This is a genomic window from Vreelandella sp. 162(4c) (assembly GCF_058152265.1).
Genome location: NZ_CM176981.1, coordinates 4,393,286 through 4,418,793, shown reverse-complemented (window position 1 = coordinate 4,418,793; position 25,508 = coordinate 4,393,286). Strand labels below are relative to the sequence as shown.

Annotated in this window: 27 protein-coding genes; 6 read left to right on the top strand and 21 right to left on the bottom strand. The window is 53.9% G+C overall.

Annotated features, from left to right (window positions below; genetic code table 11):
• Nucleotides 1-43: 43 nt before the first annotated feature.
• The 3 genes from AC4EYZ_RS20405 to AC4EYZ_RS20395 all read right to left on the bottom strand — a co-directional run bounded on the left by AC4EYZ_RS20405 (nucleotide 44) and on the right by AC4EYZ_RS20395 (nucleotide 2,030).
• The gene (locus AC4EYZ_RS20405; protein ID WP_474192150.1) at nucleotides 44-430 is read right to left on the bottom strand and encodes a hypothetical protein; all 387 of its coding nucleotides are present in this window, start codon (nucleotides 428-430) and stop codon (nucleotides 44-46) included.
• A gap of 239 nt (nucleotides 431-669) precedes the next feature.
• Nucleotides 670-993 (bottom strand): DUF427 domain-containing protein, encoded by a 324-nt coding sequence (locus AC4EYZ_RS20400; protein ID WP_474192149.1) that lies wholly within the window; start codon nucleotides 991-993, stop codon nucleotides 670-672.
• 149 nt (nucleotides 994-1,142) lie between these two features.
• A complete protein-coding gene (locus tag AC4EYZ_RS20395) occupies nucleotides 1,143-2,030 on the bottom strand; it encodes a DMT family transporter (protein WP_474192148.1) in 888 nt (295 codons plus the stop codon).
• Nucleotides 2,031-2,166: 136 nt separating this feature from the next.
• Between AC4EYZ_RS20395 and AC4EYZ_RS20390 the strand changes: the two genes are divergently transcribed.
• Nucleotides 2,167-3,108, top strand: coding sequence for a LysR substrate-binding domain-containing protein (locus AC4EYZ_RS20390; protein WP_230803195.1), 942 nt, complete (start codon nucleotides 2,167-2,169; stop codon nucleotides 3,106-3,108).
• Nucleotides 3,109-3,205: 97 nt separating this feature from the next.
• Here AC4EYZ_RS20390 and AC4EYZ_RS20385 read toward each other — a convergent pair whose 3' ends face one another.
• On the bottom strand, nucleotides 3,206-3,652 hold the full coding sequence (locus AC4EYZ_RS20385; protein WP_230803193.1) for a winged helix-turn-helix transcriptional regulator: 447 nt from the start codon (nucleotides 3,650-3,652) through the stop codon (nucleotides 3,206-3,208).
• Between the two features lie 109 nt (nucleotides 3,653-3,761).
• Here AC4EYZ_RS20385 and AC4EYZ_RS20380 point away from each other — a divergent pair, with 109 nt between their 5' ends.
• On the top strand, nucleotides 3,762-5,000 hold the full coding sequence (locus AC4EYZ_RS20380) for an MFS transporter (protein ID WP_230803191.1): 1,239 nt from the start codon (nucleotides 3,762-3,764) through the stop codon (nucleotides 4,998-5,000).
• A 91-nt stretch (nucleotides 5,001-5,091) separates the two neighbouring features.
• Here AC4EYZ_RS20380 and AC4EYZ_RS20375 read toward each other — a convergent pair whose 3' ends face one another.
• The 6 genes from AC4EYZ_RS20375 to AC4EYZ_RS20350 all read right to left on the bottom strand — a co-directional run bounded on the left by AC4EYZ_RS20375 (nucleotide 5,092) and on the right by AC4EYZ_RS20350 (nucleotide 11,647).
• Nucleotides 5,092-5,382 (bottom strand): hypothetical protein, encoded by a 291-nt coding sequence (locus AC4EYZ_RS20375; protein WP_041158199.1) that lies wholly within the window; start codon nucleotides 5,380-5,382, stop codon nucleotides 5,092-5,094.
• A complete protein-coding gene (locus AC4EYZ_RS20370) occupies nucleotides 5,369-6,463 on the bottom strand; it encodes a tryptophan 7-halogenase (protein WP_041158200.1) in 1,095 nt (364 codons plus the stop codon). Before AC4EYZ_RS20370 ends, AC4EYZ_RS20375 begins: the two co-directional genes overlap by 14 nt.
• A complete protein-coding gene (locus tag AC4EYZ_RS20365) occupies nucleotides 6,453-8,222 on the bottom strand; it encodes a LodA/GoxA family CTQ-dependent oxidase (RefSeq protein ID WP_041158201.1) in 1,770 nt (589 codons plus the stop codon). The genes AC4EYZ_RS20370 and AC4EYZ_RS20365 overlap by 11 nt, the downstream gene beginning before the upstream one ends.
• 26 nt (nucleotides 8,223-8,248) lie before the next feature.
• On the bottom strand, nucleotides 8,249-9,493 hold the full coding sequence (locus tag AC4EYZ_RS20360) for a ferritin-like domain-containing protein (protein WP_041158202.1): 1,245 nt from the start codon (nucleotides 9,491-9,493) through the stop codon (nucleotides 8,249-8,251).
• A 116-nt stretch (nucleotides 9,494-9,609) separates the two neighbouring features.
• On the bottom strand, nucleotides 9,610-10,662 hold the full coding sequence (locus AC4EYZ_RS20355) for a peroxidase, FMP-type (protein WP_490203980.1): 1,053 nt from the start codon (nucleotides 10,660-10,662) through the stop codon (nucleotides 9,610-9,612).
• Nucleotides 10,655-11,647, bottom strand: a complete 993-nt coding sequence (locus AC4EYZ_RS20350) for an IS30 family transposase (RefSeq protein ID WP_490203942.1) — start codon at nucleotides 11,645-11,647, stop codon at nucleotides 10,655-10,657. Before AC4EYZ_RS20350 ends, AC4EYZ_RS20355 begins: the two co-directional genes overlap by 8 nt.
• 583 nt (nucleotides 11,648-12,230) lie before the next feature.
• On the opposite strand from AC4EYZ_RS20350, the gene AC4EYZ_RS20345 reads away from it, so the two are divergent.
• Complete coding sequence (locus tag AC4EYZ_RS20345) at nucleotides 12,231-12,368, top strand: hypothetical protein (protein WP_162484071.1); 138 nt, start codon at nucleotides 12,231-12,233, stop codon at nucleotides 12,366-12,368.
• Nucleotides 12,369-12,455: 87 nt separating this feature from the next.
• Here the strand turns inward: AC4EYZ_RS20345 and mmuM are convergent, their stop codons facing one another.
• Nucleotides 12,456-13,424 (bottom strand): homocysteine S-methyltransferase, encoded by a 969-nt coding sequence (gene mmuM, locus AC4EYZ_RS20340; protein ID WP_084625307.1) that lies wholly within the window; start codon nucleotides 13,422-13,424, stop codon nucleotides 12,456-12,458.
• Nucleotides 13,421-14,863: an amino acid permease gene (locus AC4EYZ_RS20335; RefSeq protein WP_278369334.1), complete on the bottom strand. Its 1,443-nt coding sequence runs from the start codon at nucleotides 14,861-14,863 to the stop codon at nucleotides 13,421-13,423. The genes mmuM and AC4EYZ_RS20335 overlap by 4 nt, the downstream gene beginning before the upstream one ends.
• Nucleotides 14,864-15,152: 289 nt before the next feature.
• Between AC4EYZ_RS20335 and AC4EYZ_RS20330 the strand changes: the two genes are divergently transcribed.
• A complete protein-coding gene (locus AC4EYZ_RS20330; protein WP_022522639.1) occupies nucleotides 15,153-16,121 on the top strand; it encodes an Rpn family recombination-promoting nuclease/putative transposase in 969 nt (322 codons plus the stop codon).
• A gap of 36 nt (nucleotides 16,122-16,157) precedes the next feature.
• On the opposite strand, the gene AC4EYZ_RS20325 is transcribed toward AC4EYZ_RS20330, so the two are convergent.
• Complete coding sequence (locus AC4EYZ_RS20325) at nucleotides 16,158-16,760, bottom strand: glutathione S-transferase N-terminal domain-containing protein (RefSeq protein WP_278369336.1); 603 nt, start codon at nucleotides 16,758-16,760, stop codon at nucleotides 16,158-16,160.
• Nucleotides 16,760-17,998, bottom strand: a complete 1,239-nt coding sequence (locus AC4EYZ_RS20320; RefSeq protein ID WP_278369337.1) for a YbfB/YjiJ family MFS transporter — start codon at nucleotides 17,996-17,998, stop codon at nucleotides 16,760-16,762. The genes AC4EYZ_RS20325 and AC4EYZ_RS20320 overlap by 1 nt, the downstream gene beginning before the upstream one ends.
• 145 nt (nucleotides 17,999-18,143) lie before the next feature.
• Here AC4EYZ_RS20320 and AC4EYZ_RS20315 point away from each other — a divergent pair, with 145 nt between their 5' ends.
• Nucleotides 18,144-19,037 (top strand): LysR family transcriptional regulator, encoded by an 894-nt coding sequence (locus AC4EYZ_RS20315; RefSeq protein WP_278369339.1) that lies wholly within the window; start codon nucleotides 18,144-18,146, stop codon nucleotides 19,035-19,037.
• 17 nt (nucleotides 19,038-19,054) lie between these two features.
• Here the strand turns inward: AC4EYZ_RS20315 and AC4EYZ_RS20310 are convergent, their stop codons facing one another.
• The 7 genes from AC4EYZ_RS20310 to AC4EYZ_RS20280 all read right to left on the bottom strand — a co-directional run bounded on the left by AC4EYZ_RS20310 (nucleotide 19,055) and on the right by AC4EYZ_RS20280 (nucleotide 24,986).
• Nucleotides 19,055-19,342 (bottom strand): helix-turn-helix domain-containing protein, encoded by a 288-nt coding sequence (locus AC4EYZ_RS20310; RefSeq protein ID WP_022522635.1) that lies wholly within the window; start codon nucleotides 19,340-19,342, stop codon nucleotides 19,055-19,057.
• Nucleotides 19,343-19,702: 360 nt separating this feature from the next.
• Complete coding sequence (locus AC4EYZ_RS20305; RefSeq protein WP_230803178.1) at nucleotides 19,703-20,194, bottom strand: GNAT family N-acetyltransferase; 492 nt, start codon at nucleotides 20,192-20,194, stop codon at nucleotides 19,703-19,705.
• 235 nt (nucleotides 20,195-20,429) lie between these two features.
• Nucleotides 20,430-21,224, bottom strand: a complete 795-nt coding sequence (locus AC4EYZ_RS20300) for a hypothetical protein (protein WP_278369342.1) — start codon at nucleotides 21,222-21,224, stop codon at nucleotides 20,430-20,432.
• 163 nt (nucleotides 21,225-21,387) lie between these two features.
• Nucleotides 21,388-22,083, bottom strand: a complete 696-nt coding sequence (locus tag AC4EYZ_RS20295; RefSeq protein ID WP_230803171.1) for a haloacid dehalogenase type II — start codon at nucleotides 22,081-22,083, stop codon at nucleotides 21,388-21,390.
• Nucleotides 22,064-23,299: an MFS transporter gene (locus tag AC4EYZ_RS20290; protein ID WP_022522630.1), complete on the bottom strand. Its 1,236-nt coding sequence runs from the start codon at nucleotides 23,297-23,299 to the stop codon at nucleotides 22,064-22,066. The genes AC4EYZ_RS20295 and AC4EYZ_RS20290 overlap by 20 nt, the downstream gene beginning before the upstream one ends.
• Nucleotides 23,300-23,479: 180 nt before the next feature.
• On the bottom strand, nucleotides 23,480-24,418 hold the full coding sequence (locus AC4EYZ_RS20285) for a LysR family transcriptional regulator (RefSeq protein WP_022522629.1): 939 nt from the start codon (nucleotides 24,416-24,418) through the stop codon (nucleotides 23,480-23,482).
• A gap of 232 nt (nucleotides 24,419-24,650) precedes the next feature.
• On the bottom strand, nucleotides 24,651-24,986 hold the full coding sequence (locus AC4EYZ_RS20280; RefSeq protein ID WP_022522628.1) for a zinc ribbon domain-containing protein YjdM: 336 nt from the start codon (nucleotides 24,984-24,986) through the stop codon (nucleotides 24,651-24,653).
• A gap of 99 nt (nucleotides 24,987-25,085) precedes the next feature.
• Here AC4EYZ_RS20280 and AC4EYZ_RS20275 point away from each other — a divergent pair, with 99 nt between their 5' ends.
• The gene (locus AC4EYZ_RS20275) at nucleotides 25,086-25,475 is read left to right on the top strand and encodes an ester cyclase (protein ID WP_022522627.1); all 390 of its coding nucleotides are present in this window, start codon (nucleotides 25,086-25,088) and stop codon (nucleotides 25,473-25,475) included.
• Nucleotides 25,476-25,508: the final 33 nt, after the last annotated feature.

Genomic DNA, 25,508 nt, shown 5'->3' with positions numbered 1-25,508 from the left:
GGAGCAAAGCGGCGGCTGAAAGCCGTCCGCCTTACGCGCTTTGTTATAAATTTTTTGCAGCGTGATTGTAGACCGTTTCCGACTCAAGTTTCACAATTTCTGCCATTTTCTCTGGGTCGATCATATTGCTAGATGCACTGTACGAACCGGTGAGTTCTTTATATTTCTCTGGGCGCATGTTTTTGAAAAGGTCGAAAAAGCCGTCCTGAGGCAACTCTGTTGACTTGATTCTCATAAGAACCCCATAAATCGCTTCGCTAGGGTCTGCGATCTCGCGGCATGCTTGCTCAAATGTTGCCCAGATTATGGTTTTATTCTCATCATCTTCAAACAGGCTATAAATTTTGGGATAACGAACGATACTTCTGCTTTTTGCAGCTCTGGTCAAAACAGACTTAATTTCAGCAACCTTTTCTTCTAAAACGTCCATCCAAATTCTCTACTTATCAAGATTTATAACGGTGATCATACACCCCTCTACATAACCTGAATGAACCCGGAGGCGCGTTCATTCAGGTTATACAGCCCTTCATTCGCGATCTATCCTATTGAAATTACAATAAATTAATTATAAATAGGCAGCATGATATAGATTATCGTGCCCGCTGCATAACACAGCTGAATCAGCATGCCGCTTTCGCCGAAATGTCCGCTCAGGGTCGAAAGGCGTCATTTGCTAATTTGCTCATAAAACGCCACCTTACCCGTTATAGCTTCCATCCCTTCAATCGGCTGTTCATAGCTCCAGGCAATATCTTTATTTTCGCCTAGCGAGAAATACACTGTGTTGCCTTTAAACGGGCAGTGGGTCGTCGTTTCTGAGGTGTTAAGCAAATCCATCCGCACGTCTTCGCGTGGGAAGTAGTGGCGTGGCGGGTAGCCGCGCTCGCGGAGTTCGAGAGCGTTGGTCGAGTCGGCAAGCAGCTTGCCATCAACATGCACCTGCACGCGTTGGCTAACGGGGTGAAGCTCGATGCGAGGTGCCTGTGGCATTAGATTGTTCCCTGCGGCTTTTTTAGCTCTAGTAAAATGAGCCTAGCAGCAAAGTTCGTTGAATCCCATGCTCTCCTCATCACACTTTAGGCTACGGCCATGACCTGCATCATGTTTTTGCCACTGCTCTCTAATTCACTACGACTGTCCTAACACTGCGGTGCTCTCGCCCTTACCTGAGTGCTCAGAAACAGGCCGATGACAATCAGCCCAGCCCCAATGAAATCCGCCATGCGCAACGGCTCCCCTAGTATTAGATAAGCGAGTAGTACGCCAAAGAACGGATTAAGAAGGTGATAACTCGATGCCGTCGAGGCGCCGCTGATGCGAATCAGTACAAGCCATAGGCTCATTCCGCCGATGGTGACGACAAGTACCAGATGTGCAATCGCTATCATCGTAGCGGTAGAAGGCACGGCAAGCGGTTGCCCGAATACCATTGCCATGGGAAGAAGAGCGACAGCGCCAGCAATGGATTGCCAGAAATTAGCCTGCAAGATGGGCAGGCCTGCGCCTTGACCGCGGAAGAACACGGTGCCACTGGCAAAGGCAAGCATACCCCCAGTTGCCATAAGCACTCCCCAGACATCAACCTGCATTCCGCTAGCAACGCCAGAGATGATCACCACTCCCACTAACCCCAGCGCCGCGCCGAGTAATTTCATTGGGGAAAGAGGTTCTACGCCCCACCATGCTGATAGCAAACTGGTTGCCAGCGGTGCACAACTGACAATAACAATAACGACCTGGGGGCGAACCGTCTGCAATGCGGCAAAGCTCAGCCCCAGGTAAAGGGCGTTGTTAAGCACGCCGAGCAGCAATCCGCGCCTGATAGCGATGCGATCGCCATGAGTTGATACCCGGAAACCGCCGCAGCTAAGGCAAATAGGCAGCATCAGTAACGCACTCAATAAAAACCGGATGGTGAGCAGCGTAAAGGGGTCGAAATCAGTCAGTGCAATGGCACCGGCTATAAATGCCGAACTCCAAACGATACTGAAAATGACCACCAAACCAGTTAATACGAAATTATTCATGCAGCCCCCTTAAAAGCGCCATCCTGCTTTTGCACCATCACCATGAAACTGATGGTGCATGGGAGTTACATGTAGTGGAAATTAATTATTAACCATTCATAATCAGTTAAATTAATATTAAGTATGGAGAGATAGTGTGTTTGATTGCCAACCTTCCCCCTTGGGCGATAGGCGAGTCACGCTGGAACACCTGCGCGCTTTCGTACTGTTGGCCGAAGGCAATGGTTTTCAGCAGGCAGGTCTTCAGTTGTACCGCAGCCAGTCAGCGGTCACACAAAGTCTGAAGCGGCTGGAGGAAATACTCGGCTGCAAGTTACTGGAGCGTCGCCAAGGCCACATCCTTGGCTTGACGGCAGACGGAGAGCGTTTTCTTCCCGCCGTCAATGAGATACTTGCCCGTACGTCTGAAGCGGTGAGTGCCATGCAACAACCCGAAATCGCCGGGCGCCTGCTGATTGGTGTTCCCGATGATTTCAAGGTGGTGGATCTGCATGGTGCTATTTCCCGGTGCGCCGAGCTAAACCGCAATCTGCGTCTGGAAGTTGTCTCTGCGCTCTCCTCGCAACTGCTCCACCAGCTCGATAACAGCGGACTTGATCTCGCCATCTTTAAGTGTGTGGGAGGCTTCACGCCAAGCGACCCACGTTGGCAGTGTCGTCTGCTGCGGCGAGAGCCCCTCCACTGGGTGGCCGCTCAAAGGCATGATTTTGACCGCATGTCTGATATACCGCTTGTTATCTTTCCTGACGGCTGTTGCTACCGAAGCGCAGCGCTCGCCGCATTGGATCAGCCCGGAAAGCACGGCTACAGCGCCTATGTCAGTGCCTCTTATGACAATATCCGTGCCGCTGTGTCGGCTGGTCTCGGCATCGGTGTGCTGCCCGCCAGTGCGCTTGCTGAAGACCACATTATTCTAGGCAAGCGGGAGGGATTTCCGGAGCTGCCGATGGTTGAACTCGTGATGGTTCAGGCGTCACAGAAGCGTGCCACCCAGCAACTGGCGGACTTCCTCAAGCTTTCTTCGGCAATGAAATCGCAACATATTAGCGCCACTCAGGCCGATGTCACCCAGCCCTAGTACCGGTATCAGTTGATGCCAATCAGCCAGTGGTTAGCCCACATGGCGTATTTCCTCCACCGTTTTGGGCAATGGCCGTCGGGCTAAACTAACGGTGCTACTGAAGCTTTCTTACTATCGTGTCATCCGGGGCCAGTACATCGCCATCACCGGCCTGAGGGGCCATATAGGGCACCGGCTGCCCTGTTGACTTGTCGATAAGCTGGGAGTGCTGCTCGCTGTGTGAAAACAAGTTGCGTTCTCCCCACTGACGCAGAGCCACCACCACAGGAAATAGACTCTCGCCCTTGGCTGTCAGTACGTATTCCTGATAGGCCGTGCCATCAGATGCAGGCCGAGTTTCCAGGATATCCGCTTCAACTAACCGACGCAGACGTTCGGCCAGAATATTGCGAGCCATGCCCAGGCTGCGCTGAAAGTCACCGAATCGTCTCATGCCGTCAAAAGCGTCTCGTACAATAAGCAGCGACCATCGATCCCCGATAACGTCGACAGAGCGTGCCACCGGGCAGGTTTCAGTATGTGTGGATTTGCGGCGGGGCATGATATTTGCCTTCCATGTGTTTATGGCAATCTATGTAGTTGCATTTTAAAACCAGGTTACCTACCATCCAACTAGTTTTTATTTGAAACCAGCTGAATGAGAGGTGGCTATGAAGGCGTCTTCGGTACTGCCTGTATCGCTTCGTGATAACAGCAAACCGGTCGTCCAAACGGACATGCCGCGTGGCTTAGTGCTACTTTTCGCTGCGGCCAGCGGCTTAAGTGTCGCCAACGTCTATTACGCACAGCCACTGTTAGATTCACTGGCCCTGGATTTCGGTATCAGTCATGCAGCCGTTGGCGGTGTGATCACGGCCACTCAGGTCGGCTGCGCCTTGGCCTTGCTACTGCTCGTTCCACTAGGGGATCGGGTGAATCGTCGTCGCCTAATGGCGCTGCAATTGTTGGCGTTGGTGGCCTCTTTAGTGGTTGTAGCATTGTCGCAATCCACCGCAATGCTGCTGGCAGGAATGCTCGGTGTTGGCTTGCTCGGTACAGCGATGACGCAAGGGTTAATCGCCTACGCGGCTAGCGCTGCCGCCCCTCATGAACGGGGTCGTGTCGTCGGTGTAGCGCAAGGAGGTGTTTTTATTGGCTTGTTGCTTGCCCGCGTATTCGCTGGTGGTGTAAGCGATCTGGCCGGCTGGCGAGGCGTCTATTTGTGTTCTGCGGTCATAATGCTGGCAGTGGCACTACCTCTGTGGCGTCGGCTGCCGACGCTAAAAGCTGCATCAGGTTCCATGAGCTATCCACACCTGATTGTCTCTATGTTGGTGTTATTGCGGGAAGAGCGAGTGCTGCAAATTCGCGGCGTGCTGGCGATGCTAATGTTTGCTGCCTTCAACGTTTTCTGGAGTGTCTTGGTATTGCCACTTAGCGCACCACCCTATGAGTTTTCTCATACGGCCATTGGCGCATTTGGCTTGGCTGGCGTAGTGGGAGCCCTCGCAGCCGCTCGCGCCGGAAAATGGGCAGATCGAGGTCTCGGGCAGCGCACAAGTGCAGCTGCGCTGGTGTTGCTGCTGCTAGCGTGGGGGCCACTATCATTGATGGAGTGGTCGCTATGGGCGCTGATCATCGGGATTGTGCTGCTTGATATGGGTGGGCAGGCTCTTCACGTCACTAATCAAAGCATGATTTTTCACACACGTCCTGAGGCACATAGCCGCTTATTAGGCTTGTACATGCTGTTCTATTCGATCGGTAGTGGCCTAGGCGCCATCAGCACGACCACCGCCTATGCTCATGCAGGTTGGCAGGGTGTGTGCATTTTAGGCGCTTCGCTAAGCCTATTGGCGCTAGCATTCTGGGCCACGACCCGGCGTTATATGCCGCATGAGGCTTCATGAAACAGAGATAATAACCAGGAGGCCAAGATGAATGAACTAGACTTGCAAGCTGATGCGGATACACGCGGGCGACGCTATCTCTCAAAGAATGCTACTCAACGAGTCTTCCCTTCGAAAGCAGCCATCTCGGCACTGGAAGCATTTGATGAGCCGCTGCCGATGCAGGGATTTCCCACTGAGAACACGCTAGCGCTCCTAGACGATAGATGCCGACCAGATCCATGCTGCCCTGACCGAAGCCGGCCTGTCCACAATGATCCCGCTTGAAGACCATCAGTGGGGCGGCAGGGGCTTTGGCATCCGTGATCCTTCCGGTGAAGTGCATTTCACGACTTATTTGCGCCTGCTTGGCCAGTGCATCGACCTCTCTAACCAACCTCACGACGATGAGCCCAAAATGGATGATCCGACCACCGTCGCTCCAAGCTATATTGGCCTTGCCACTCCTTGATAAAGCGGTTAACTCCCCTGTTTGCGCGAAGCGCATACTGTTCTGCCGCTTGCAGGTCATGCCTGTTCAGCCAATCGGTGATTACCGGTGCCGCTGCCAAACCGTCACCCAGTGCGTTGGAAATTCCCGAAGAGGTCAAAGGATCAAAGGTAGCCAGGGCATCGCCCACTGCGATCCAGCCCGGCCCAGCTGCTTGGGTCACAAAACCGCTGTATGCAGCAAAGCAGGTAAGCGAGAGTGCGTGCTGGCGAGAAGGCTGCAGCCACTGTTGTAGCTCTTCTGTCTGGCCCCAGAGCGCATAGAATGCTTCGCTATTTCGCAGCCCCTTCTGGCGCACAACGGATGCATCCGACATCAACGCCAACAGTGCTGAACCATCTGGCAAACCGGTAGCGTACCACCAGCCGTCAGCAACCGATTCCACCAGAGTTATGCCCTCCAGCCTGCCGACATTGGGCCATTTACACGCCACCGCCACCAAATCGTCGAGACGCTTTCGCTCTACCCCCAGTCGCCTGCAGAGGGTAGCTCCGCGCCCGGAAGCATCGACGAGGTAACGACAACTCAGTAGGTGCTGTTTGTCTTGATACGTTATTTGCAGTTGCCACTCGCTACTATCCCAGCGTAGAGATTCCAACACCGCAGGCGTTAGTAGCTGCGCGCCTTTTTCACCACTGGCTTGACGCAGATCCTCGTCAAAGCGCTCCCGATCTAGATGCCAGCCATCCCCTGTCGAGCGATGGAGAAAATCGTCGAACCTGCGCTCTCCTGCCCATAGGGAGAGATTGGTGTAGTAGGGTCGATGCCCTCTCGCCCCAAGGTCATTCGATATACCCAGCAGCCTCAATTTAGCGACTACGTCAGGCGCCGCGGATTCCCCCACTTTGAAGGCCTGGCGGGCAGGCCTGTCCAGTATCGCCACGCGCTCGACCCCCGCCGCTATCGCGGCGAGAGCCGTGGCGCAACCGGCAGGGCCAGCGCCGAGGATAACGAGATCGAAGTCAGTTGCCATTCGGTGTGAAAGGTCGGGGTAAGGTGCGTGCAACCTCCACAAAGCGGCGCTCGCCTTGAACCTCTTTTTCCATCACGAAGCCCAGCCGCGACCAGTACTGCACCATCTGTACGTCGTCGGCAAAGGAGATGAAATCTCCCCGCATCTGATCGAAATCGGTGCCGATCCAGGCAACCTGCCCTCCCGTCTGCTCATCCGGTATCGGCATAGTCGCCTGGCGTACTCCCTGGGGTTTCGGTTCCAGGTAGACGAATTCAGGCCGCTGTGCGGGCCACCACCACAAAACTCGTTCACCGATGGGTTGTGAGGAGCACTCATTGAAGTCTGCCTGCCAGGGTATGGCCATGTAACGAGTGAGATCCCCGGGCTCCATCGCAGTAGGCGTAAAGCCCAGGTTGAGTGGCCCTTCGGTGGGCGGTGCGGTATTGATACGGAAAGGGTCGTCACGATTGTAGATGGCTCGATTGCGGGTGATCCAGGTGAGCTCGATACCGGGAGAAAACGCACCTCCTACACAGTTTTCCAGAACATTGCGTGTCAGTGATTGAGGGCCACTATCGGCAACAGGCTCGTTGACAAAGTGCCCCGCCGCCCACTGTTGAACAAAGAAGAACTGGGTATCTGTCAAACGTAGATAAGTGGATGTAAACGTCCCACCGATAAGACAATTGTCCCCCGCTAGGTAGGGCATCATGGTGGCTCCCCGCCCGGAGATAATGGAGTTCTCAGCTGCCGGTGGTCGTAGAACATCCAGAATCCAATTGCGCAGGCCACGGTAGTGATCCTCATGATCAGGTACCGCCCCCAGCATCTCCATGTCAAAGCTGTGGGGCTTGGGAGGGATTGCCGCAACCCAGGCGTAGGTGGTGGCCCGTTCCAGTAGTGGTTTTATCTCGCTCTGGAAGTTGGGCTTGTAGCCATAGGATCCGCTTTGCCACATGCCCTGATTATTTATCTGTGGGTTGTGTCCAGCACGCACAGCGCTGTCGAAGATGGTGTCCCAGAGCGTTACCAGGTTGGCGATCTCTGGCGCATAGGAAGGCGGCGCCACAGACACCCAGGCCGGATCAGCCGGATTGCTACTGCCATTGTCCCATTCGATTACCGCGCTGACTGGGCCGTCACCGGTGTCGTCCCACCAGCCATCATTATTAGCGTACTGTTTGATCACGGCGCTTTCATCTTCGGTTCCGGAAACACCCAAACCGCCCAACACCAGCAGGCGACCGGCTGTGTCGGTACGCAGCTCTCCTAAGGTGTCGATACACTCCCGATTGGGATACAGAATGCCCTTAGGGAAGTTTGCGCCCTTATAGCCCTCGGGAATTGTATCGCGGTCCATGGGGACGGGACCGGCATCGGCGCCGCTGATCTGGCGTGGCCCTGGGTCGATAATCAAGCGGTGTCGGTCTTCCACATCGGCGTTGCGCAAGGGGTGATTGCTGGCGTAGCCCTGCTCTCCCTCGTTGGTGGCGAACTCATACCAACTGGCTTTCTTGTTCGCCATGTGCACGGTCCAGGTGATCGCCTTTACTCCGGGCGTATCCAGGGTGATCTCTTCGTCGCCGTGAAAAATATGAAAGCGCGCAGCCTGGCGGCACATGCGTCCCTGTTCATCCCGGAAGTCATCCTGGGTGAAGTCTCTTCCGTCGAGGTTAATGGGCAGACCGCGATATGTCTCGGGGCCGATATAGCATTTTTCCGGCGCGTTCCCCACACGGGCAATGCCAATAGGCGGGTAAATTTTGTAGTCAGTCATGATGATTTCCTTTCAACGTTAGCCCATTACAAGCCCAGCGCTTTGGCTGACGTCACTATCTCTTTGTCGCCTGCCAAGGCTGTCTTAAGGTGCGTGCGCAATGCGTTTTCCCTGGGTGATGTCGACAGCTGATCGAGCTCGTCTTCAAGCTCCTGCGTCAGTTCCCCAAAGGTGCGATTGGTATCGCTTCTGTAGCGCCATGCCGGTGCGGCATTGGGGCCAACGGAGCTGTCGCCGTCGGCAAAGGCCGGGGTAGACATCAACGCTCGGGCAAGATGCGGCAGCACCCGGTGCATGATTGAAAGGACGACACTGAAATAAGGGTCGGAGTCGCCAGCCTTGAATGTGGCTTCGAAGGCGTGCAGCATCAGGCTGTAGTGATCATCGAAGCTGTCAGACAGCCGCTTGGCCTGCGGGTTGGTGTAGTCGCTGCTATCGGGATTGGAGATGATGGGGAGCGTCGCCGGGAAATTGGCGCTGTCGAGCGCAACTTCGCGGAACTTGAGGAAATGGCTCAGCTCGTACGGGGTGCCGAGGATGGGCCCGTAGGTGCCATCGGTACGCTTGCCATAGTGGTTGTAAGTACCGAAGCTCTCAACCGGAACCAGAGGCTTTTCAGGGGGAACGGTTCCCTCTCCTTGCTCGACGATTTCGTTAACCGCCGCGTGGAAGCTCTCCTTGTCCATCACTTCGTTGACATTACCGCCAAATTTGCCGAGATAGATATTGGTTCTTTGCCGACCAGGAACACCGGTTGTACTGAAGGGGTTTCCGGGATAGGCATCCACCGCCGCAACCAATGCGCCGTACAGCTGCGCGATGCTGTCGTAGTTGTCGCCCTGAGGAGGCGCGCCGTACTGCGACGGGCTTTCGATGGCGGCAAAGACATTAGCGAATACATCGGGGGATGCACGAAACAGGCCGACCATAGGGGTCGTCTTCGGGTTGGCCTGTGGCATATAGCCGGGGAAAGTAGGAACCGCATCGCCAGTAAATTTGGGCAGCGCGCCCAAGGCAACGATGATGTTGGCCGCCTGGTTGACATGAAACATCTCCTCCATCGCAACGCTGCGCAGGGTCTGGTAGACATGGCTCCCAGTGTCTGAAATGGAATAGAGTGCCGAGAGGTAGACAGGTATAGTGGTAAATTCCACCTGTAAAGCGAGCTGCGCTGCCTCCTGGAGATCCTGTAATACGGGTACACTGGTGCTTGTAAGCCTGTCGAACAGGCCTGGAGAAACGTTCTCTCTCGCTGTTTCTGATGGCGCCATGGTTTTCATCTCCTTATGTTTCGTTACCCCGATTAGCCTGTTTCCGCGGCAGGTGGTGGGAATCCGACGCCTGCCGTCATTAACAGTGTCGAGGCCCCGTGCGGCCAGGCGTACTCTTACGCTTTTTTGCGTAAAGTGTTGATCTGAATGTGTGGCCAGCGGGTCGTGCCGCCATCAGTGCCGAATTGAAATTCAAAATACTGAATCTGCTCGTACTGCAACTGCAGAACTTCCTTGCCGTTTTCAAAGACAGTCTCAATCCACATCCGCAAGTTCATCTCGGTTACGCGAGCGAATCGCTCTACGAATGGAGTGTTCAATAGTCCACCCTCGGATCCACCGGCCTCCCGGGTGCGCATCTCAATCAGTACGAATCTTTTGATCTCCTGATCCTGAATGGCATCGCGCAAGCGAAGATCGGGACGCACCGAATAGGGGTAGTGATCGTCGGCCAAAATGCGCTGCGTGTAGGTTCTGTTGCCGCTTGGATCTCTCTCCGCAAGACTGGGGTCGTGAACCCAGGGCGGTGCCGGTTCATCGAGATTGATGGGGGTGTCAGCGGTGGTGCCTGCCAGCCCCATACTTGGTGAGATGGCCAGGTGATTGGGATCCCAGGCGGCTGTGCCATGGGGAAATTCCGGTTTCCCCTTCTTTTCGGAGTCTGTACCCAACAGCAACACAGTGCTGCCATGGGGAATCGTGCCGCTGCGGGAGACCGTATAAGGAGGCACATACACCGGACCGTCGGAGCCAGCACCCGCTGATAATTCGGGATAACCGATATCGGTCATGATGGATTCGTCGTCGGCGGGATGGTTGTAAAGAGTACTCAACCAGAGGTACATACCGTTTTCGTCATGAAGCAGGTTGCCATCGAGATCATGAATACTCTGTTCGTACTTTACCGCTCCGCTGAACTGTTCGTTGGCGCCACCGCGGTTGCGTACTCCGCCGGGTACTAACGTAAAGGTAAGCTCCTCCTTATAGTCTTGGCAGAGAAAATGAAACTTGCCGGGAATGGTTTCGGAGTTGGTTCCTGGGGAAGGCAGGCAAGTGGTATGTAATCCCCACCCGGTCGTTTTGTTGTCTGGGTTGTAGTTAACCCAGGTTCCCGCCAGCTGTTCAAGAACGCCGTAATTTGCAGGCTCTTTGAGCCTGAATTCAAACATTAAGCGCAGCACCCGCGGTTTCCAGCGCTCCTGAATACTCTCCCAGGAACACTTGTGCCGGTGTCCGATACCCCAAGCGTTTTCTGGGGCGATTATTCAGCTTGGCAACGACTCGCCTCAGTGCTGAGTCGCTCACCTTTCGGAAGTCCGTCCCTTTCGGGAAATATTGGCGAATCAGTCCGTTGGTGTTTTCATTGGTGCCACGCTGGCATGAGCGGTACGGGTCGCAAAAATAGGTCTTGGCCGAGACGGCCTTGGCAACCTGTCGGTGCTCGGCGAATTCCGAACCGTTATCCAAGGTGATGGTCTGCACTGCACCTCGGCGTGGTTTTAATAACCGGGTCATCGCTTTGGCCGTTCCTGTGGCCGTGATTGTCGGCAGGCGCGCTGCCAAGAGGTATCCGCTGCGTCTCTCGACCAGGGTCACCAGGCCGGATTCTTTGTGGCCCTTGAGCACCGTATCGCCTTCCCAATGGCCGATATGGCGCCTTTCTTCCACTTCGGCGGGACGTTGTTCAATACCTACCCGGTGTGGAATTTTGCCCAATCCCGCATGCTTGGCCAATCGGCGCTGATAGCGCCGCTGGTGTGGTAAGCGGAGTCGCTTCCATAAGTCGCCGCCGTGTTTCTTGTCGTCCCAGATTAACGCATAGATCCACTGATGGCTTACGCAAACGCCGTTGGCATTCGCCATGAAGCCACTAATTTGCTGGGGGCTCCATTCGTCCATCAGTTGATCAGTGACCCATCGAATTAGGCTGGGCAGTCGCTTCGTCACTTTCCAGGCGCTGCGTCGACGCTGATCACTTCTCAATTGAGCCTGCTCAGGCGCATAGCCAGCAGTAAGCCCATTGCGCTTTATCTCCCGGCTAATGGTGCTGCTGTGAACCCCAATAGCCTTGGCTATCTGTCGCTGGCTGATGCCAGTCTCGAGGTAAGCGAAAATTTGGTATCGTTGGGCCTGGGTCAGTTGTCGGTATCCCATTCTCTGCTTCACTTTGGTCGGTAAAGTCGAGAGGGTACCGGCGCTGGCCCTCCTTCCTCTACTGTGTGATCCAAAGTGCTGCGGTTATTCTATGAATCCAGGAGTACAGCAGGGGTATATCTCGGTTGTTGGGTAGGCATGATTTCAACTCCCCCTTGTTATTCTTGATCTGCTATTTTTGTCGCTGTTTCCTAAGGTAAGAAACGTAGCCGTACGCCATTCATTCGAATCTGGTCAACTCTAGGGAGATGGCTACTCACTCACTCTCGACGGTCATGCGGGAGTATGGTGAGATGGAATTCGGCAGAGTGCGTGCCGTGTGGGCACTCTGCGTATGAGCCGTGTCATTATGGTGTTATTAATATTTTAGTATTCAGCCTAGCACCGAAGAATGATTTGTCCATGTGACTTGTTTTTTTAATGCTTGGGAACGAAAGGCGGCTTCGAATGAGCGGTGTGCCCAGGTAGGCGTCACCCAGCAAGTATTTCTATACATTCTCCTGGAGTTTCAATCCTTGGTGGATCGCACCATGCACATGAGGTGGATCTGGAGCAGCTCAATAGTTTGGTGGAGGATAAAGATATGTTGTCAGAAAACCTGGAAAATCTGGTGCAAAAAGAGCGTCAGGAGGGACGTCAAGAAGAGCGTCGAGAAGCTGAGCAGCGCGCTTTGGAAAGCGGCTCACTAAGCGAGGCTCAACTTTATCAGCCGACACTATAGTTCGTACCGAAGCAGATGATCGCGGATATCGAAGAACTGCCCGTCGAAGAGGTAGAAAAGTTACGGGCAGAGACTCAGCATTAAGGCCTAAACAATCTGGCGCGACCGGCGCCACTGGGCCAGCGCTTGAATATCCTCCGGTGTCGTTCGGCAGCAGCCGCCAATGCCTGACGCACCTGCTTCAAGCCAATGCTCAACTCCTTGTACCAATCCGGAAAGATCGGCACCGGTATGATCGCATTGGGACGGGTGCCAGGTTTTGGTTACCGCGTCGTACACTTCCCCCGAGTTGGGATACACCAACACCGGCAGATCGCACTCACGGCGGATTTCCTCAATCAGCGATTTGATATGGGCCAACGCCGTGCAGTTCACACCAATCGCCGCTACGCCTGGGCAGTTGGCCAGGGCCCTCGCACATTCTGCGATCGGCGTGCCATCGCTGATATGTTGGCCATCCTTCGCCGAGAAAGTGATCCAGACCTGGGCGCCCGGATGCTCAGCCAGCAAATCGGTGATCGCCAGCGCTTCCTCCAGTGAGGGCAAAGTTTCAGCAGCCAGTAGATCCGCCCCCGCCGCCAGCAAGAGTTCAAAACGCTCACGGTGAAATTCAACCAGCCCGGCGCGATCCAGGTCATAGCCGCCTCGGTATTCACTGCCATCCGCCAGATACGCGCCATAAGGGCCGACGGAGGCGGCCACCAGCGGTTTGGGGCGGTCAGTCTGGCCGGGCTGCCAGACCGCATCCCGCGCCTGCTGTGCCAGGGTGACCGATAGCTGAATCAGCGCCCGCGCCTCTTCTGCCGTCATCCCCGCCTGCATAAAACCAGGCACCGTGGCCTGGTAACTGGCGGTAATCGCACAGTCGGCACCGGCTTCAAAGTAGGCTTGATGCACCTGACGAATCTTCTCCGGGGCTTGCGCCAACAAGCGCGCCGACCAGAGGGCGTCATTAAGGTCACAGCCTAGCGCTTCCAGCTCGGTGGCCATGGCACCGTCGATGACCATAAAGGGTACGTCGTCCAACAGGGCTTTGATCGGATTCAACTCATTCATACGGTGTTTTCCTCAACGGCGTCGGGCGAAGGTTCAGAACGTTGGGAGGCCGAGCGGTGGCGCACATAGTGCACCAGGTAGCACAGGCCAATGAAAGGCACACCGAAATAGAGCGCCACGCGTTGATGCGGGTCGAAGGCAATGCCAATGCACGCGGCCAGACAGGCTGCAAAGGCAATAATCGGCACCCAGGGGTAGAACGGCGTGCGATAAACCAGATCCTTCAGTTGCCCGCCTTCACGCAGGTAGTGGCGCCGGAAGTTAAACTGGCTAAGCGCAATCGCCATCCAGACCACCACCACGGCCAATCCGGAAATCGAGACGAGCACCAAATAGACGGTTTCAGGGGCATACACGCTGGAGAACAGCGCGCCCAGGCCGCCGACCATGCTGAGTAGCAGGGCATTCATCGGAATGCCACGCTTGTTGAGGCGGCCAAGCGACTTGGGCAAGGTGCCTTGATCTGCCAGCGTCCATAGCATGCGCGACGAGGCATAAAGACCGGAATTGGCCGCCGAAAGCAGCGCGGTGATGATCACAAAATTCATGATATCGGCTGCACCCGGCACGCCAAGGCGTTGGAATACTGCCACAAAGGGGCTTTGACTGAGCCCGGCTTGATCCTGGGGTAACAGCGCCGCAATCACGACGATGGTGCCGACGAAAAACAGGATCAATCGCCACAGGGTCGCGCGAATGGCCTTGGGCACATTGCGGGCTGGGTCTACCGTTTCCCCGGCGGCAATGCCAATCAACTCGGTGCCGGAAAAGGCAAACATCACTGCCAGTAAGGCGGTACCAATGGCCATCAGGTTGGGCGGCATGGCGCCCTCTCCCCACAGTGCCGATAGCCCCGGCGAGGCGACCTCAGCGCCAGTGGCATCATGCAGCGGTACCCAGCCAATTATCGCCACGGCGCCCACCAGCACAAACACCACCACCGCAATCACTTTGATCAGTGAAAGCCAGAACTCAGACTCGGCAAAGAAGCGCGAGGTAAACGCATTCACGCCAAAGACAATCGCCGCAAACAAGCCACTCCAGTACCAGCCGGGGATATCGGGAAACCAGCGCCCCATAAAGACTGCCGCCGCGGTAAATTCGGAACCTAGCGCCACCGTCCAGGTGAGCCAGTACATCCAAGCCACCATGTAGCCAGTTCCTGGGCCGATATAACGACTGGCATGCGCGCTGAAGGCGCCTGAGTCCGGCATATGCACCGCCAGCTCGCCCAGGCACATCATCACCAGCCAGGCAACGATGCCACCCACCAGATAGGCCAACACCGCTCCAATAGGCCCGGCCTGCTGCACGGTATAACCGGAACTCAAAAACAACCCGGTGCCAATCACGCCTCCCAGTGAGAGCATCACCAAATGGCGCGTCTGCATACTGCGCTTAAAGTGCGCCCCCTCTTGATCACTTGCTGGCTCACTCATGGTGACATCCCTATCTTTGGCCTAACACGGCGGCAAGCGCCCAGCGGCCTGGCTCAGAAAGGGCACCATTTTAGTGCATTCTTAATTTACCAAAAAGAATAAAAAAGATTTTTAATATTCTAATTTTGAATATGCAGTCTGGCATGGGTGCTAAGGGCTGGATATATCAAATGCAGGCAGTGTCTAACGCCAACCCGACAACAGTTGCTTGCCAAGCCCTCGCTATTTATTCTTAGGCATATTGTTTTTTGCGATGCACTCGCTTAGGCACATTGAATAAGGAGCACTCATGGTGGGCACCATTCACAAACATCATGATACAGGCTATAAGGAGCTGTTTAGCTACCCCGAATTCGTGCAACAGTTGATCGAAGGCTTTACGCCTGCTGAGATTGCTAAGCTGATGGATTTCTCCACCCTGAAGAGCCACAGCGGCAACTACATTACGCCGCTTTTTGAAGAGAAGATTGAAGATGTGGTGTGGTCGGTTGAAGTGAAATGGAAAGGCCTCACCCAACGAGTATTTCTGTATATTCTGCTGGAGTTTCAGTCCTCGGTGGATCGCACTATGCCCATTCGACTACTGCACTACGTCGCCTGTTTCTATAGCGAACTATTCAAACAGAAGATCATCACGCCCAGCCAAGGGTTGCCGCCCGTGCTCCCTGTCGTGTTGTATAACGGCTCAGAGCGATGGACGGCACCGCTAGATATCTTCGAGATGATCACCCCAGAACCGCCCGACTTTCTTCAGATTTATCAGCCCCACCTACGCTATTACCTAGTCGATGAAGGGCGCTATACTGATGAACAGCTAGGCTTAGTTCAGACACCATTAAGCGGTGTGTTCAGCGTCGAAAACGCCGGTGAGAGTTGGGAAGCCCTGCAACTAGCCGTTGATCGTATTGTGGCCATTATCAAAGCGGATCCGAACAAAGAACGCATTGATAAGGTCATCACGCGCTGGATTAAACGTCATCTGCAGCGGCTTGGTGCAGAAGTTAATCTAGAGCGGCTCAACAGTTTGGTGGAGGATAAAGACATGTTGGCAGAAAACTTAGAAAATCTGGTGCAAAAAGAGCGTCAGGAAGGGCGTCTGGAAGGGCGTCAGGAAGCCGAGCAACGTGCCTTGGAAGGCAAACGCAACGCGGCCCGAAAGCTGATCGCTCGCACCGAAATGGATGATCAAATGATCGCGGATATTGAAGAACTGCCGGTTGAAGAAGTGGAAAAGTTGCGGGCTGAGATCCAGCACTGAGCTCGCTTTCTCCCCCACTTCTCCTAATAGAAAGTCCTAACAGAAAGCCGTCTGCTGAAAGCTCTCTCGCGCAGTAACGCTAGCGTGCCATGCCAGAAGCTGCGGGTAGTCTTTTTTCCAGTTCACCTCTGGCAGCCTAAAGGCGAGATAATCCAGCGCCACTGCGGTGGCGATGTGACCCAGATTGATAGTTGAGGTCTGTTGTATTTCGCCAAGCTCACCGTCCAGCTGCTTTAATAGCCGCTGAATGGCCCGCGAACGCCTCTGCCCCAGCTCGCTATCATCAATCCCATTGCCGTAATGCTTTCTGGCAATCACGGTATTGAACGCGGCATCCATCAGGTTTTGACCCAACCCCGCCAGGTGCAGCACCTCACCTAAACCAGCCTTGGGAATCATCGGCTTGTTGGGGCTAACGCTATCCAGGTAAACGGCTATCAGCAGTGACTCGCTTAACGTGATCCCCTTCTCCGTTATCAACGCCGGAATACGCCCGGCGGGGTTGGCCTTTAAGAGTTCGGCATCGTCTGCCCAGGGGTCGCACCACTTTAGCGTCACGGCGTCCATCAGGCCTTTTTCCAGTAATACGATGCGCACTAGGCGCGCATAGGGCGAGGTTGCGTTTAGGTAGAGTTCCATTATTGCCTCCCTTGGTTTGAAGATTGCTGTGTAGGTTGCTGGGCAGAAAGATGCGAGTGACGCTGCTGTACGCCACGGCTAAGCAGCACCAGCAAAAAGCCAGCGACGAGGATGAGGCCGCTGATGGCAAACAGTGGCGTGTAGCTGCCCCAAGCGCCATAAAGCGCGGACATGGCATATCCCGCCACTGCCTGGGCGGCAGCAAAGGCGGCGGTGGCTTGCCCCCAGAGCTTCTTGTGGGCGGTTGGCCCTACCAACTCAGCAAGGCGGCCTGAGGTGAGGGCGACAATGCCGGGGATCATCGCCCCCACCATGAACGAGGAAACCGACTGGCTGAGTAGGGCGAGCGAGAACACCGGTAGCAAGACGGCAGCGGCCTTCGCCGCAAAGGCGATCATCAAGCCACCCTGCCAACCCACTCGATGCGCCAGTGCGCCTACCATGAACGGCCCACACAAGGCGCCCAATCCGAAGATTCCCCACTGCAGGGAAGCCGCTTGATTGCCCAGGGCGTTTTCCCTGGCGAGATAGTCCACCCAGAACACGGTATGGGGCACAAAGCCAATCGCATCCAGGGCATAAGCACCAATGACAAGCAGCACAACGACCTTTACACCCGCATACCCGGTGGAGCTATTACCCACCGAGCTAGCCGTTATGGGTGAGGTTAAGTACGCCACTCCCCAGTCGCACAAGAGGCCAGCGGCAATACAGAGCAGCCCCAGCGTGCCCCAGGTGACTGTCAGGCTTAACCCAAGGAGTAACGGTACGATGAAGGCCGAAAGCAGTGCCCCAAAGCCAATACCGGTAAACACCATGGCACCGACACGAGTTCGCCTTTCAGGTGGTGTAGCCGCCAACGCCAGCGAGGGACCAACGACCATTAAGATGGCCCCGGCAACGCCCGACACCAACCGCCAGAAGAAGAACCAGAGGAAACCACCTGCCCCGGCGCAGAGCACAAAGCTTAGCGCGATACCCGCAAAGCTTGCGGCCATCACCAAGCGAGGAGAAAAACGCTCACTCAGCGAGTGAGCTGCGAGTGCACCGATAAAATACCCCAGCAGGTTGGCGGCCCCCAGGTAGGCGCCTTGGCTCGCGGTAAACCAACCCTCTTGAATAATCGCAGGCAATAGCGGCGTATAGGCGAAGCGCGCAATGCCAATCCCCGCCAGGGTCGCCATTATCCCTGTCATCAGGGCAGGCAGGTCGTGGCTAGTGAGTGTTCGAGTCATCATGTGGTGTCCTTTTCGTGCCGCCTTTCGGGCAAGGTGGGCAGCGCGTTAGTACACAACCAGACTACGCGTGAGGAGCTATTTCTAGAAACGATTAGTTTTGATCGCTATTATCTTGTTTAAAGATAGCCTGACAGGGAGACGGCGTGTGCAATTGAAATCACTTCGACTATTCATGGCCGTAGCCGAAACCGGCAGCTTCGTGACGGCGGCTAAGCAGCTGCACACGGTGCAATCCAATGTGACGGCCCACATCAAGAAACTTGAGGAAGAGTTAGGCGTACAGCTGATTCACCGTGCAGGACGCGTTCGCCCTACCAGTGCCGGATCGGCGCTGGTGGAGTACGCCGAGCGCATGCTGACAGCCCACGACGAAGCGGTATCGCTGTTCAAAGGCCAAGAGAAGGCGTGTGGGCGGCTGCGTATAGGCGCCATGGAGACCACGACGGCGTTGCGCCTTCCGCCGATACTGGCGGCGTACCACGCAGCGCAGCCTGACGTTGATATCCAGATAAAGACCGGGCCCACGGCTGAGCTGGTCGAGTTGTTGCTTAACGGGCAGGTGGAATGTGTCTTCGTGGCCGGGCGACTCGAGCATGGCCGCTACCACTTGCTCAAAGCATTTAGCGAGCAGCTTGTCTTAGTCGGCTCAACACCTATGACGAGAATGCCCTCTTCACAAGAACTGCTGACGTCTGCTTTCTTGGCGTTTCGCCAGGGGTGCAGCTACCGCCAGCGTATTGAGCTGTTGCTGGCTTCCTACGGCGTCAATGCAGGCCGGATTTTTGAGTTCGGCTCCCTGGACGCGATGCTTGGCTGCGTTGCTGCCGGGATGGGTTACACGGTGCTACCCCGTGGGACGGTTGAAGCCCACCAGCACCGGTTCGGGATTCATACGCTGGAACTGCCCACGTCCATCGCCAATGTCGATACCTATTTTGTCGCCCCCGAACCAGAGTCCTGGACACCCGCCCTGGCAAGCTTCGCTGAAACGTTGCGTGACGCGGTGGTGGTGGATGAGCCTCAGCTTACAGCGTCGTGAGGTGGGTGGCTGCCTGATCAATGAAGTTGATCAAAGACTTCCGGGCGTTGTTCAGCAATACGCAAAAGAGCAATGGCCGGGCCCTGTGGCTCTCTACGGCCTTGTTCCCAGTCCTGAAGGGTACGTATGCTTACTCCCAGAAGCCCTGCGAAGGCCGATTGAGATAGGTTCAGTTTCAACCGAATCATTTTGGGTGGCGAGGGCTCTGCTAACTCGTTAGTGCGCAGCGCTCCCCTACCTTTCTTGAAATGTTTTATCTCATTAATGCCGTCGAGTATCTCTGCTCCAAGATTTCTTTTAACCATTTTTGATTGCCTCCGCTATCTGCTTGAGCATGCGCCCAGGGATACTGGCGCGCTCCGTTTTACTATACAGCGTGAGCATCCATATCTCGTGGTCAGATTTCTTCCAATAATAGATAGCTCGGATACCGCCACTCTTTCCCGAACCTGTTGATGACCAACGAACTTTACGAACACCACCCGACCCTTTAATAAGGTCGCCCGCATCTGGTTTCTGCAACAAATACGTTTGCAGCCCACGGTACTCCTCATCCGTAAGATAACTCGGTAATAGCTTGGTGAACGTAGACGTTTCGATGAATAGCATTGCTTAAATATACGGCTTTGCCGTATAAAAAACAAGACTGGATCGGCTCCAGATATCTACCTTGTACGGCTTCTAGAAAACGCTGTGTCAGCACTAGATTTTCCAAAAATAGTGCTGGACTGCTCCATCTTATTGGCTAACACCGGCTTACCGTTGTAGCAGGCCTCAAACTCCTCGGTCACTTTAAAACCATATTGCTGATAGAGCGCTTTTGCCGCCACGTTGCTTCTTGCGACGCAGAGCGTAACGGGTCTTCCGATCCAGGCAATCATATGACCAAACAGTTGATTACCGACGCCTTGGCGGCGAAAAAGCGGGTGAACAAGCAGCGTGCCAATCTCATTTTCGTAAACTGCCCCGTACCCACGAATGCCCTTATCAGCATAAACAAATATCACTGATTCCATCAGCCCTCGTAGGCGCTCCTCGTCTTGCCGAAGCGGTATCAGCTCAAACGGGCCTCGCTCAAACCGGAACTCATCTAGCTTGGCGAGGGTGTAAAGTTCCTCTATGGCTTCAAAATCCTGGTCTTCAAATACTCTTATCATCGTTTTGGTAAAAAAATCAGGTAAGTAGCACGTCTAATAATTGCTGTAGAAGCCTTCATGCTGACAGCAGAGGATTAACTCCTATAGCTCATTCGATCATACAAACACCTGGAGTTGCCTAAGGCTGTTGGATGAACTACAGCTCACTGCGTCGTGCATGGGGTAGCTGGCTGATCAGTGAAGTTGATCAAAGACCTCCCGGGGTTGTTTGCGGCCTGCTGCCATATTTATTAACTTAAGGCCAAGGAACAGGTACAGTCCCAGCTAACGCATCCTCCAACTCCTCATGAAATTGTGGGTCATCAAGCACTTCCTTCGCTAATGTAGAAATTTCGGCTGCTTCTAATTCGCGGTCATTAACCACAAGAACTGCAACTAATGTCGCTGCTTTATTGCGGAATGAATTAATATAGAAATCGGATCTAGAAGTATTAGAATCTGAGTTGTTAGCGCTTAGCATGCCGCTTTCAAAGCTATGCTTCATACGTAGAAAGTCATGCTGTGGATTGACGTATTTCACATACAGTTCATATTCTTTATCCTTGATCAACGCCGGTTGCGCGAGATTGAAAGCTCTATTGGCAGCCTCTGGTTGCTCCGAGTCGAGGAGTTTAAAGATTTCCGTTGTCTTTGAATCCTCATTGAGAACTGCATTTATTGATACAAGATCGCGAAATGCATTTCGATCATACTCTTCATTGATCAACTTAGTGATCAGGCCTCCTCTCACCTGAAGAAGTTCATCCATGGCCGGTGGATATTCTTGTCCGAGCCTCACCCAGTCATAAAATGCAAATGATGTTCTGACTGCAGAGATACTTTCATCTATTTGCTCTGCATTCTCGTGAAACCAAAAATGCTTTTCCAGCGCAGACTCGTACCGCTTGGCCTGCATATCCAGTCGCGCCTCATGTAAGATCTGAAGCAAATCAGGATTATCAGGTGGAGTCCAATCAGTTGCTACCGCTTGAGCCGATATGAAAAAAACAACATGATGGCGACAAAAAATCGAGCTAACTGCATTTTGCATTCCTTGCGATAAAAAGATGTTACTAGACGCGCAGTGTTTGCGCGTCTGCTCGTTCTACCATTAAATAAAGCCTGGGGATAAGCTCACTGCTCAAACACTCAATACCTATAGCTGCCACTATCTCAACAAATGCTATCCAGCCCTAACGGCATGCATTGTTGGCTCACTCTATTAGACTCTCGCTCAACGCGACGAGGTCTTCAGCCACAAAATCCCATGCTTCTTCTGCTTCTAAATCTTTGCTCTGTTGGGGGCCATATTCTGTACGACGGGGTATAAACGCCGTTTTCATTCCCAAGGCACGGGCAGCACGCAGGTCAGCATTATGCGCCGCACACAGCATTACCTCTTCAGGCGGTAGGCGTAGCAGACGGCAACCCCCTAAATAGACTTCAGTGTCAGGTTTGTAGTGTTGGAATAACTCGGCGCAAAAAATCATATCCCACGGCAGTTTGGCATAACGGGCAACGTCCACCATTAGTGAGAGGTTACCGTTGGTCAACGTGCCGATAATGTAGTGCTCTTTTAAGCGCTGCAGGCCATTCTGAACATCCGGCCAGGGCTCTAATTGGTGCCAAAAGTGATTGACGCGATCAATGGTCGCCTCGTCTAGCGCAATCCCATGTTGATTGAGTAGTTTGACTAGGCTTTCTCGGTGCAGGTCATCCAATCCCATCCATGGGATTTCGCCTTGCCGTACCCTATTCATCGAAGGGGCATACTGCTGACGCCATTGATCAGTCAACACTTCACTGGGCAGTTCAATCCCCAACTCTTTCTCTAGCTCATTGAACTGATGAATCAAACTGGAGCGCCAATCAACAATAGTGCCAAATACGTCAAACACGATCGCTTTCATTAATTTCTCCTTGCCGCTGGATGGTCATTAATAGCCCCAATAACGTCATGGCGATCAGCAGACTCCAGCCGAGCATAAAACTGCCACTTATATCTAACAGCCACCCAAGGAGTGGTGGTATCGATACAATCGCCAGTTGGTTAATCGCCATAGCCAATCCCAGCACAAAGCCGGTTTTATCAGCAGGTGCAGACTCAGCCACATAAGCTACCCAAGGGCCGTACCAACCAAAACCAAAAAAGCCTAGCCAGGCCATCAAACCGCTCAGCATGAGCGTTGAGTGAAGCGGTAGCCAAACCAATACCAGCAGCCCTACTATCACCGCCACCATGCACCCCATTACCGGAAAATAGCGTGAGCGACAGCGGTCGCTCCAGGCCGCCAGCAAAATACGTCCGGCAACCCCGGCCCCTTGGGCTACGAATAGCAGCGCCGCCGCCTGCAGTACCTCCATTTGCAAGCGGCTATGCAGATAGAGCACGGTAAAAATCAAAATGCCGTACTGAACCGAGATCAAACTAATACCGGACGCCATGATCTGTTTCATGGCCGGTTCACGAATCATTGCCAATCGCGATAAGACGACTTGTTTTACGCTACCTTCAGAGGCTCTTGCTACCGGCACCACGCCACCAGGGGTACGGTAAAAAAGTATAAAGACCAACGCCCCGAAGATTGCAATCAGCCCACCCACCAGAAAAGAGGCGCGCCACCCCCAGGTGATAGCGACGGTTGGCAGTACGATCGCCGCCAGCGCCCCACCGAGCGGCAAACCTGCCTGACGAATCCCCATGGCAAAACCGCGCTGGGATTTATCGAACCAAGCAGCTACCGATTTGCTACCGCCAGGCTGGGCGGTACTGTAGCCCGCCCCTACGATGACCAAAAACAGCAGCATTGCCCAGTAACTCTCAGCCAGCACGGCAGCGCTTAGCGCGATGCCCACTACGAGGGTTCCCACCCCTACCACTAAGCGTTCACTGAACCTGTCCAGCAACTCGCCGGCAACTAACAGCCCGACTAAAGGCACCAGTTGAGCAGCAGAGACCAGCGCCCCAATCTGAAATGCAGAGAGCGCCATATCTGCCTGTATATAAACGCTGATGGCCCCGATGCCTTGAACGAAAAAGCATGCCGCTGCTTGAGCCAGGGTGGCTATCAGTAGAATGAACCAGCGGTAGTTGTGAGCAGAAGCCATAGGCAGCATTGTCGTCATAGGGGTTCTCAGCGCATTGAGCCTTTCCTAAGAATTAACCCTTTTTGGGCGCTAAGCCGCGACGATATCGCAACGCCTGTTGCCACATCAGCAAGCACCGCTACTTTTCTGGCTAGGTTGCGTTACCGAATAAAAGAGGCGAAAAAATTGCCAACATTGCAATGAAGCGTGGAATGCCGTTCAAACAACCTCAGAGAAGGTTCTTACATTTTTCATTTCCAGCAGCCCATCCCATAACCGCTGGGCTTCTGCTGCGAGGGGCGCTGTGCGTCTCAGCAAGGTGATTTTTAATGGCACATCGAAAGCGGCACCTCCCGCTCGAACAAGCCGCTTAGCCCCAAGGTCTTCCCGCACTAGCGAATAGGGAAGCCACGCAACACCCAATCTTGATAACGTCATATGACGCAAACTATCAGCAAGACCAGCATCATGGTGTTGCTGTAAATTCAAACCTTGATTCACCAGCATGGCACTCAGCGACCAACCCAAATGGCACTCTTGGGAATAATTCAAAAATGAGAGTGGGGAGCCATCTGCAGCATGTAAATTAAACAGTGGCTGACCTGCGGCATTTGGTGCGCTAACAGGGATGAGAGACTCGGTATCTAGCTCAATTGAAGTGTAACTATCACTCTCTACTCCCAAACGCCTTGCAATAAGGTGTTCACCATCGAATAGTGCCGTTACATAGTCGGCCTCTCCCTGATCTAGAGTGGCTAGGCACTCCGGCAATGTATTAGCATCAATGCTAAATTTTGCCTGTGTGAACTGCTCTTGTAAGCGCGGCATCCAGTGAGGAAAAAATATCGCAGCCATAATGTGTGGTGAGCAAAATCGTATCCGCCTTTTCTGATCGTTAATATCATCAGCAACGGAGCGGCGAAATTGATCAAAAGCGCTAAGCGCTTGTGAAGCTACCATTTGCAGGCTTTGCCCTGCCTCCGTCAGCACTAGCTCCCCTTTACGCCGCTCAAACAGCGTGGTGCCTGCCCACTCTTCAAGGCCTTGAATACGACGACTCAAGCCTGAAACCGAAACATGCCGATGCTCAGCCGTGCGGCTAAAACTCTTGGTTTCACAAAGGGCCAGGAAATCTCTCAGGATTATCAAATCAGTCATTGAAGGCCTTCCGGCAGATAAGCTTTAGTCTTACTTTAGCTAAATAAATCGAAAGGAAATAGCGCTTTTGAATACTTTCCAACCCGCTGTCAAAGGCCTTAGAGCTGATTTTGTTGCCCTAGAACCAGATACCCGAAAACACGCTTCGCTTAAACGCTGAGTGAAGTGGTGATGGTGGGTGAGCCTCAGCTTACTGCGTCGTGTGGTGAATCGAAGAATTCCGGGGTCTTATTCAAGCTTTTTTCACAAAGTGGGCGGTCACCATCATGTCGCCGACGCCGTCGACCTTGCAGTCCAGTTGGTGATTCTTGCTATCCAAGAGCCGCTTGATAACCGCTTTGGTGCCCACCTTGAGTACCAATGAGCTGCCTTTGACCTTGAGGTCTTTGATCATCGTTACCTTGTCGCCTTCCGCTAACAGGGTGCCGTGGGCATCTTTTACCGTCACGGTCTCTTCTGCCTCAGCCTCAGAAGGGTTCCATTCGTGAGCGCATTCGGGGCAGATGAACAGGCTTTGATCCTGATAGACGAATTCGGATTGGCAATGGGGGCAAGGTGGGCACGACATGAATGATGACTTCTGTGGTTTGGTTTAGGCTGCTTATGATACTGAGCCTGTATACCCTTGGCGAATGCCTTCACGCCTGCCCAAGAAAGGAGAACCAGGATGAACAAACGTGACCTGGAAGCAACCTACCGTGATTACATCACCTGCCTCAATAATCAAGACTGGACGAACCTTGACCAGTTCGTGCATGACGATGTCCACCACAACGGCAGGCGCCTAGGGCTTGATGGTTATCGCGCCATGCTGGAAGCCGATTACGAGCAGATACCGGATCTTCACTTTAACATTGAGCTTTTGGCCGTTGATTCACCCCATGTCGCGTGCAGGTTGCGATTCGATGTCACACCCAAAGGTAGCTTCCTTGGCCTTGCGGTGGATGGCAAAAACGTGACGTTTTGCGAAAACGCGTTCTACCTGTTTAGCGATGGCAAGATTAGGGAGGTCTGGTCGGTCATTGATAAAGCCGCGATTGAGGCTCAGCTTGGTTAAACGTTGTGGTTATCTCCATTAACAAACGAATAG

Bases quoted from the DNA above. Each gene is read 5' to 3' on its own strand.
- AC4EYZ_RS20405 (WP_474192150.1), bottom strand. From the start codon at position 430: ATGGACGTTTTAGAAGAAAAGGTTGCTGAAATTAAGTCTGTTTTGACC.
- AC4EYZ_RS20400 (WP_474192149.1), bottom strand. From the start codon at position 993: ATGCCACAGGCACCTCGCATCGAGCTTCACCCCGTTAGCCAACGCGTG.
- AC4EYZ_RS20395 (WP_474192148.1), bottom strand. From the start codon at position 2,030: ATGAATAATTTCGTATTAACTGGTTTGGTGGTCATTTTCAGTATCGTT.
- AC4EYZ_RS20385 (WP_230803193.1), bottom strand. From the start codon at position 3,652: ATGCCCCGCCGCAAATCCACACATACTGAAACCTGCCCGGTGGCACGC.
- AC4EYZ_RS20380 (WP_230803191.1), top strand. From the start codon at position 3,762: ATGAAGGCGTCTTCGGTACTGCCTGTATCGCTTCGTGATAACAGCAAA.
- AC4EYZ_RS20370 (WP_041158200.1), bottom strand. From the start codon at position 6,463: ATGGCAACTGACTTCGATCTCGTTATCCTCGGCGCTGGCCCTGCCGGT.
- AC4EYZ_RS20365 (WP_041158201.1), bottom strand. From the start codon at position 8,222: ATGACTGACTACAAAATTTACCCGCCTATTGGCATTGCCCGTGTGGGG.
- AC4EYZ_RS20360 (WP_041158202.1), bottom strand. From the start codon at position 9,493: ATGGCGCCATCAGAAACAGCGAGAGAGAACGTTTCTCCAGGCCTGTTC.
- AC4EYZ_RS20355 (WP_490203980.1), bottom strand. From the start codon at position 10,662: ATGTTTGAATTCAGGCTCAAAGAGCCTGCAAATTACGGCGTTCTTGAA.
- AC4EYZ_RS20350 (WP_490203942.1), bottom strand. From the start codon at position 11,647: ATGGGATACCGACAACTGACCCAGGCCCAACGATACCAAATTTTCGCT.
- AC4EYZ_RS20345 (WP_162484071.1), top strand. From the start codon at position 12,231: ATGTTGTCAGAAAACCTGGAAAATCTGGTGCAAAAAGAGCGTCAGGAG.
- mmuM (WP_084625307.1), bottom strand. From the start codon at position 13,424: ATGAATGAGTTGAATCCGATCAAAGCCCTGTTGGACGACGTACCCTTT.
- AC4EYZ_RS20335 (WP_278369334.1), bottom strand. From the start codon at position 14,863: ATGAGTGAGCCAGCAAGTGATCAAGAGGGGGCGCACTTTAAGCGCAGT.
- AC4EYZ_RS20330 (WP_022522639.1), top strand. From the start codon at position 15,153: ATGGTGGGCACCATTCACAAACATCATGATACAGGCTATAAGGAGCTG.
- AC4EYZ_RS20325 (WP_278369336.1), bottom strand. From the start codon at position 16,760: ATGGAACTCTACCTAAACGCAACCTCGCCCTATGCGCGCCTAGTGCGC.
- AC4EYZ_RS20320 (WP_278369337.1), bottom strand. From the start codon at position 17,998: ATGATGACTCGAACACTCACTAGCCACGACCTGCCTGCCCTGATGACA.
- AC4EYZ_RS20310 (WP_022522635.1), bottom strand. From the start codon at position 19,342: ATGGTTAAAAGAAATCTTGGAGCAGAGATACTCGACGGCATTAATGAG.
- AC4EYZ_RS20305 (WP_230803178.1), bottom strand. From the start codon at position 20,194: ATGATAAGAGTATTTGAAGACCAGGATTTTGAAGCCATAGAGGAACTT.
- AC4EYZ_RS20300 (WP_278369342.1), bottom strand. From the start codon at position 21,224: ATGCAAAATGCAGTTAGCTCGATTTTTTGTCGCCATCATGTTGTTTTT.
- AC4EYZ_RS20295 (WP_230803171.1), bottom strand. From the start codon at position 22,083: ATGAAAGCGATCGTGTTTGACGTATTTGGCACTATTGTTGATTGGCGC.
- AC4EYZ_RS20290 (WP_022522630.1), bottom strand. From the start codon at position 23,299: ATGACGACAATGCTGCCTATGGCTTCTGCTCACAACTACCGCTGGTTC.
- AC4EYZ_RS20285 (WP_022522629.1), bottom strand. From the start codon at position 24,418: ATGACTGATTTGATAATCCTGAGAGATTTCCTGGCCCTTTGTGAAACC.
- AC4EYZ_RS20280 (WP_022522628.1), bottom strand. From the start codon at position 24,986: ATGTCGTGCCCACCTTGCCCCCATTGCCAATCCGAATTCGTCTATCAG.
- AC4EYZ_RS20275 (WP_022522627.1), top strand. From the start codon at position 25,086: ATGAACAAACGTGACCTGGAAGCAACCTACCGTGATTACATCACCTGC.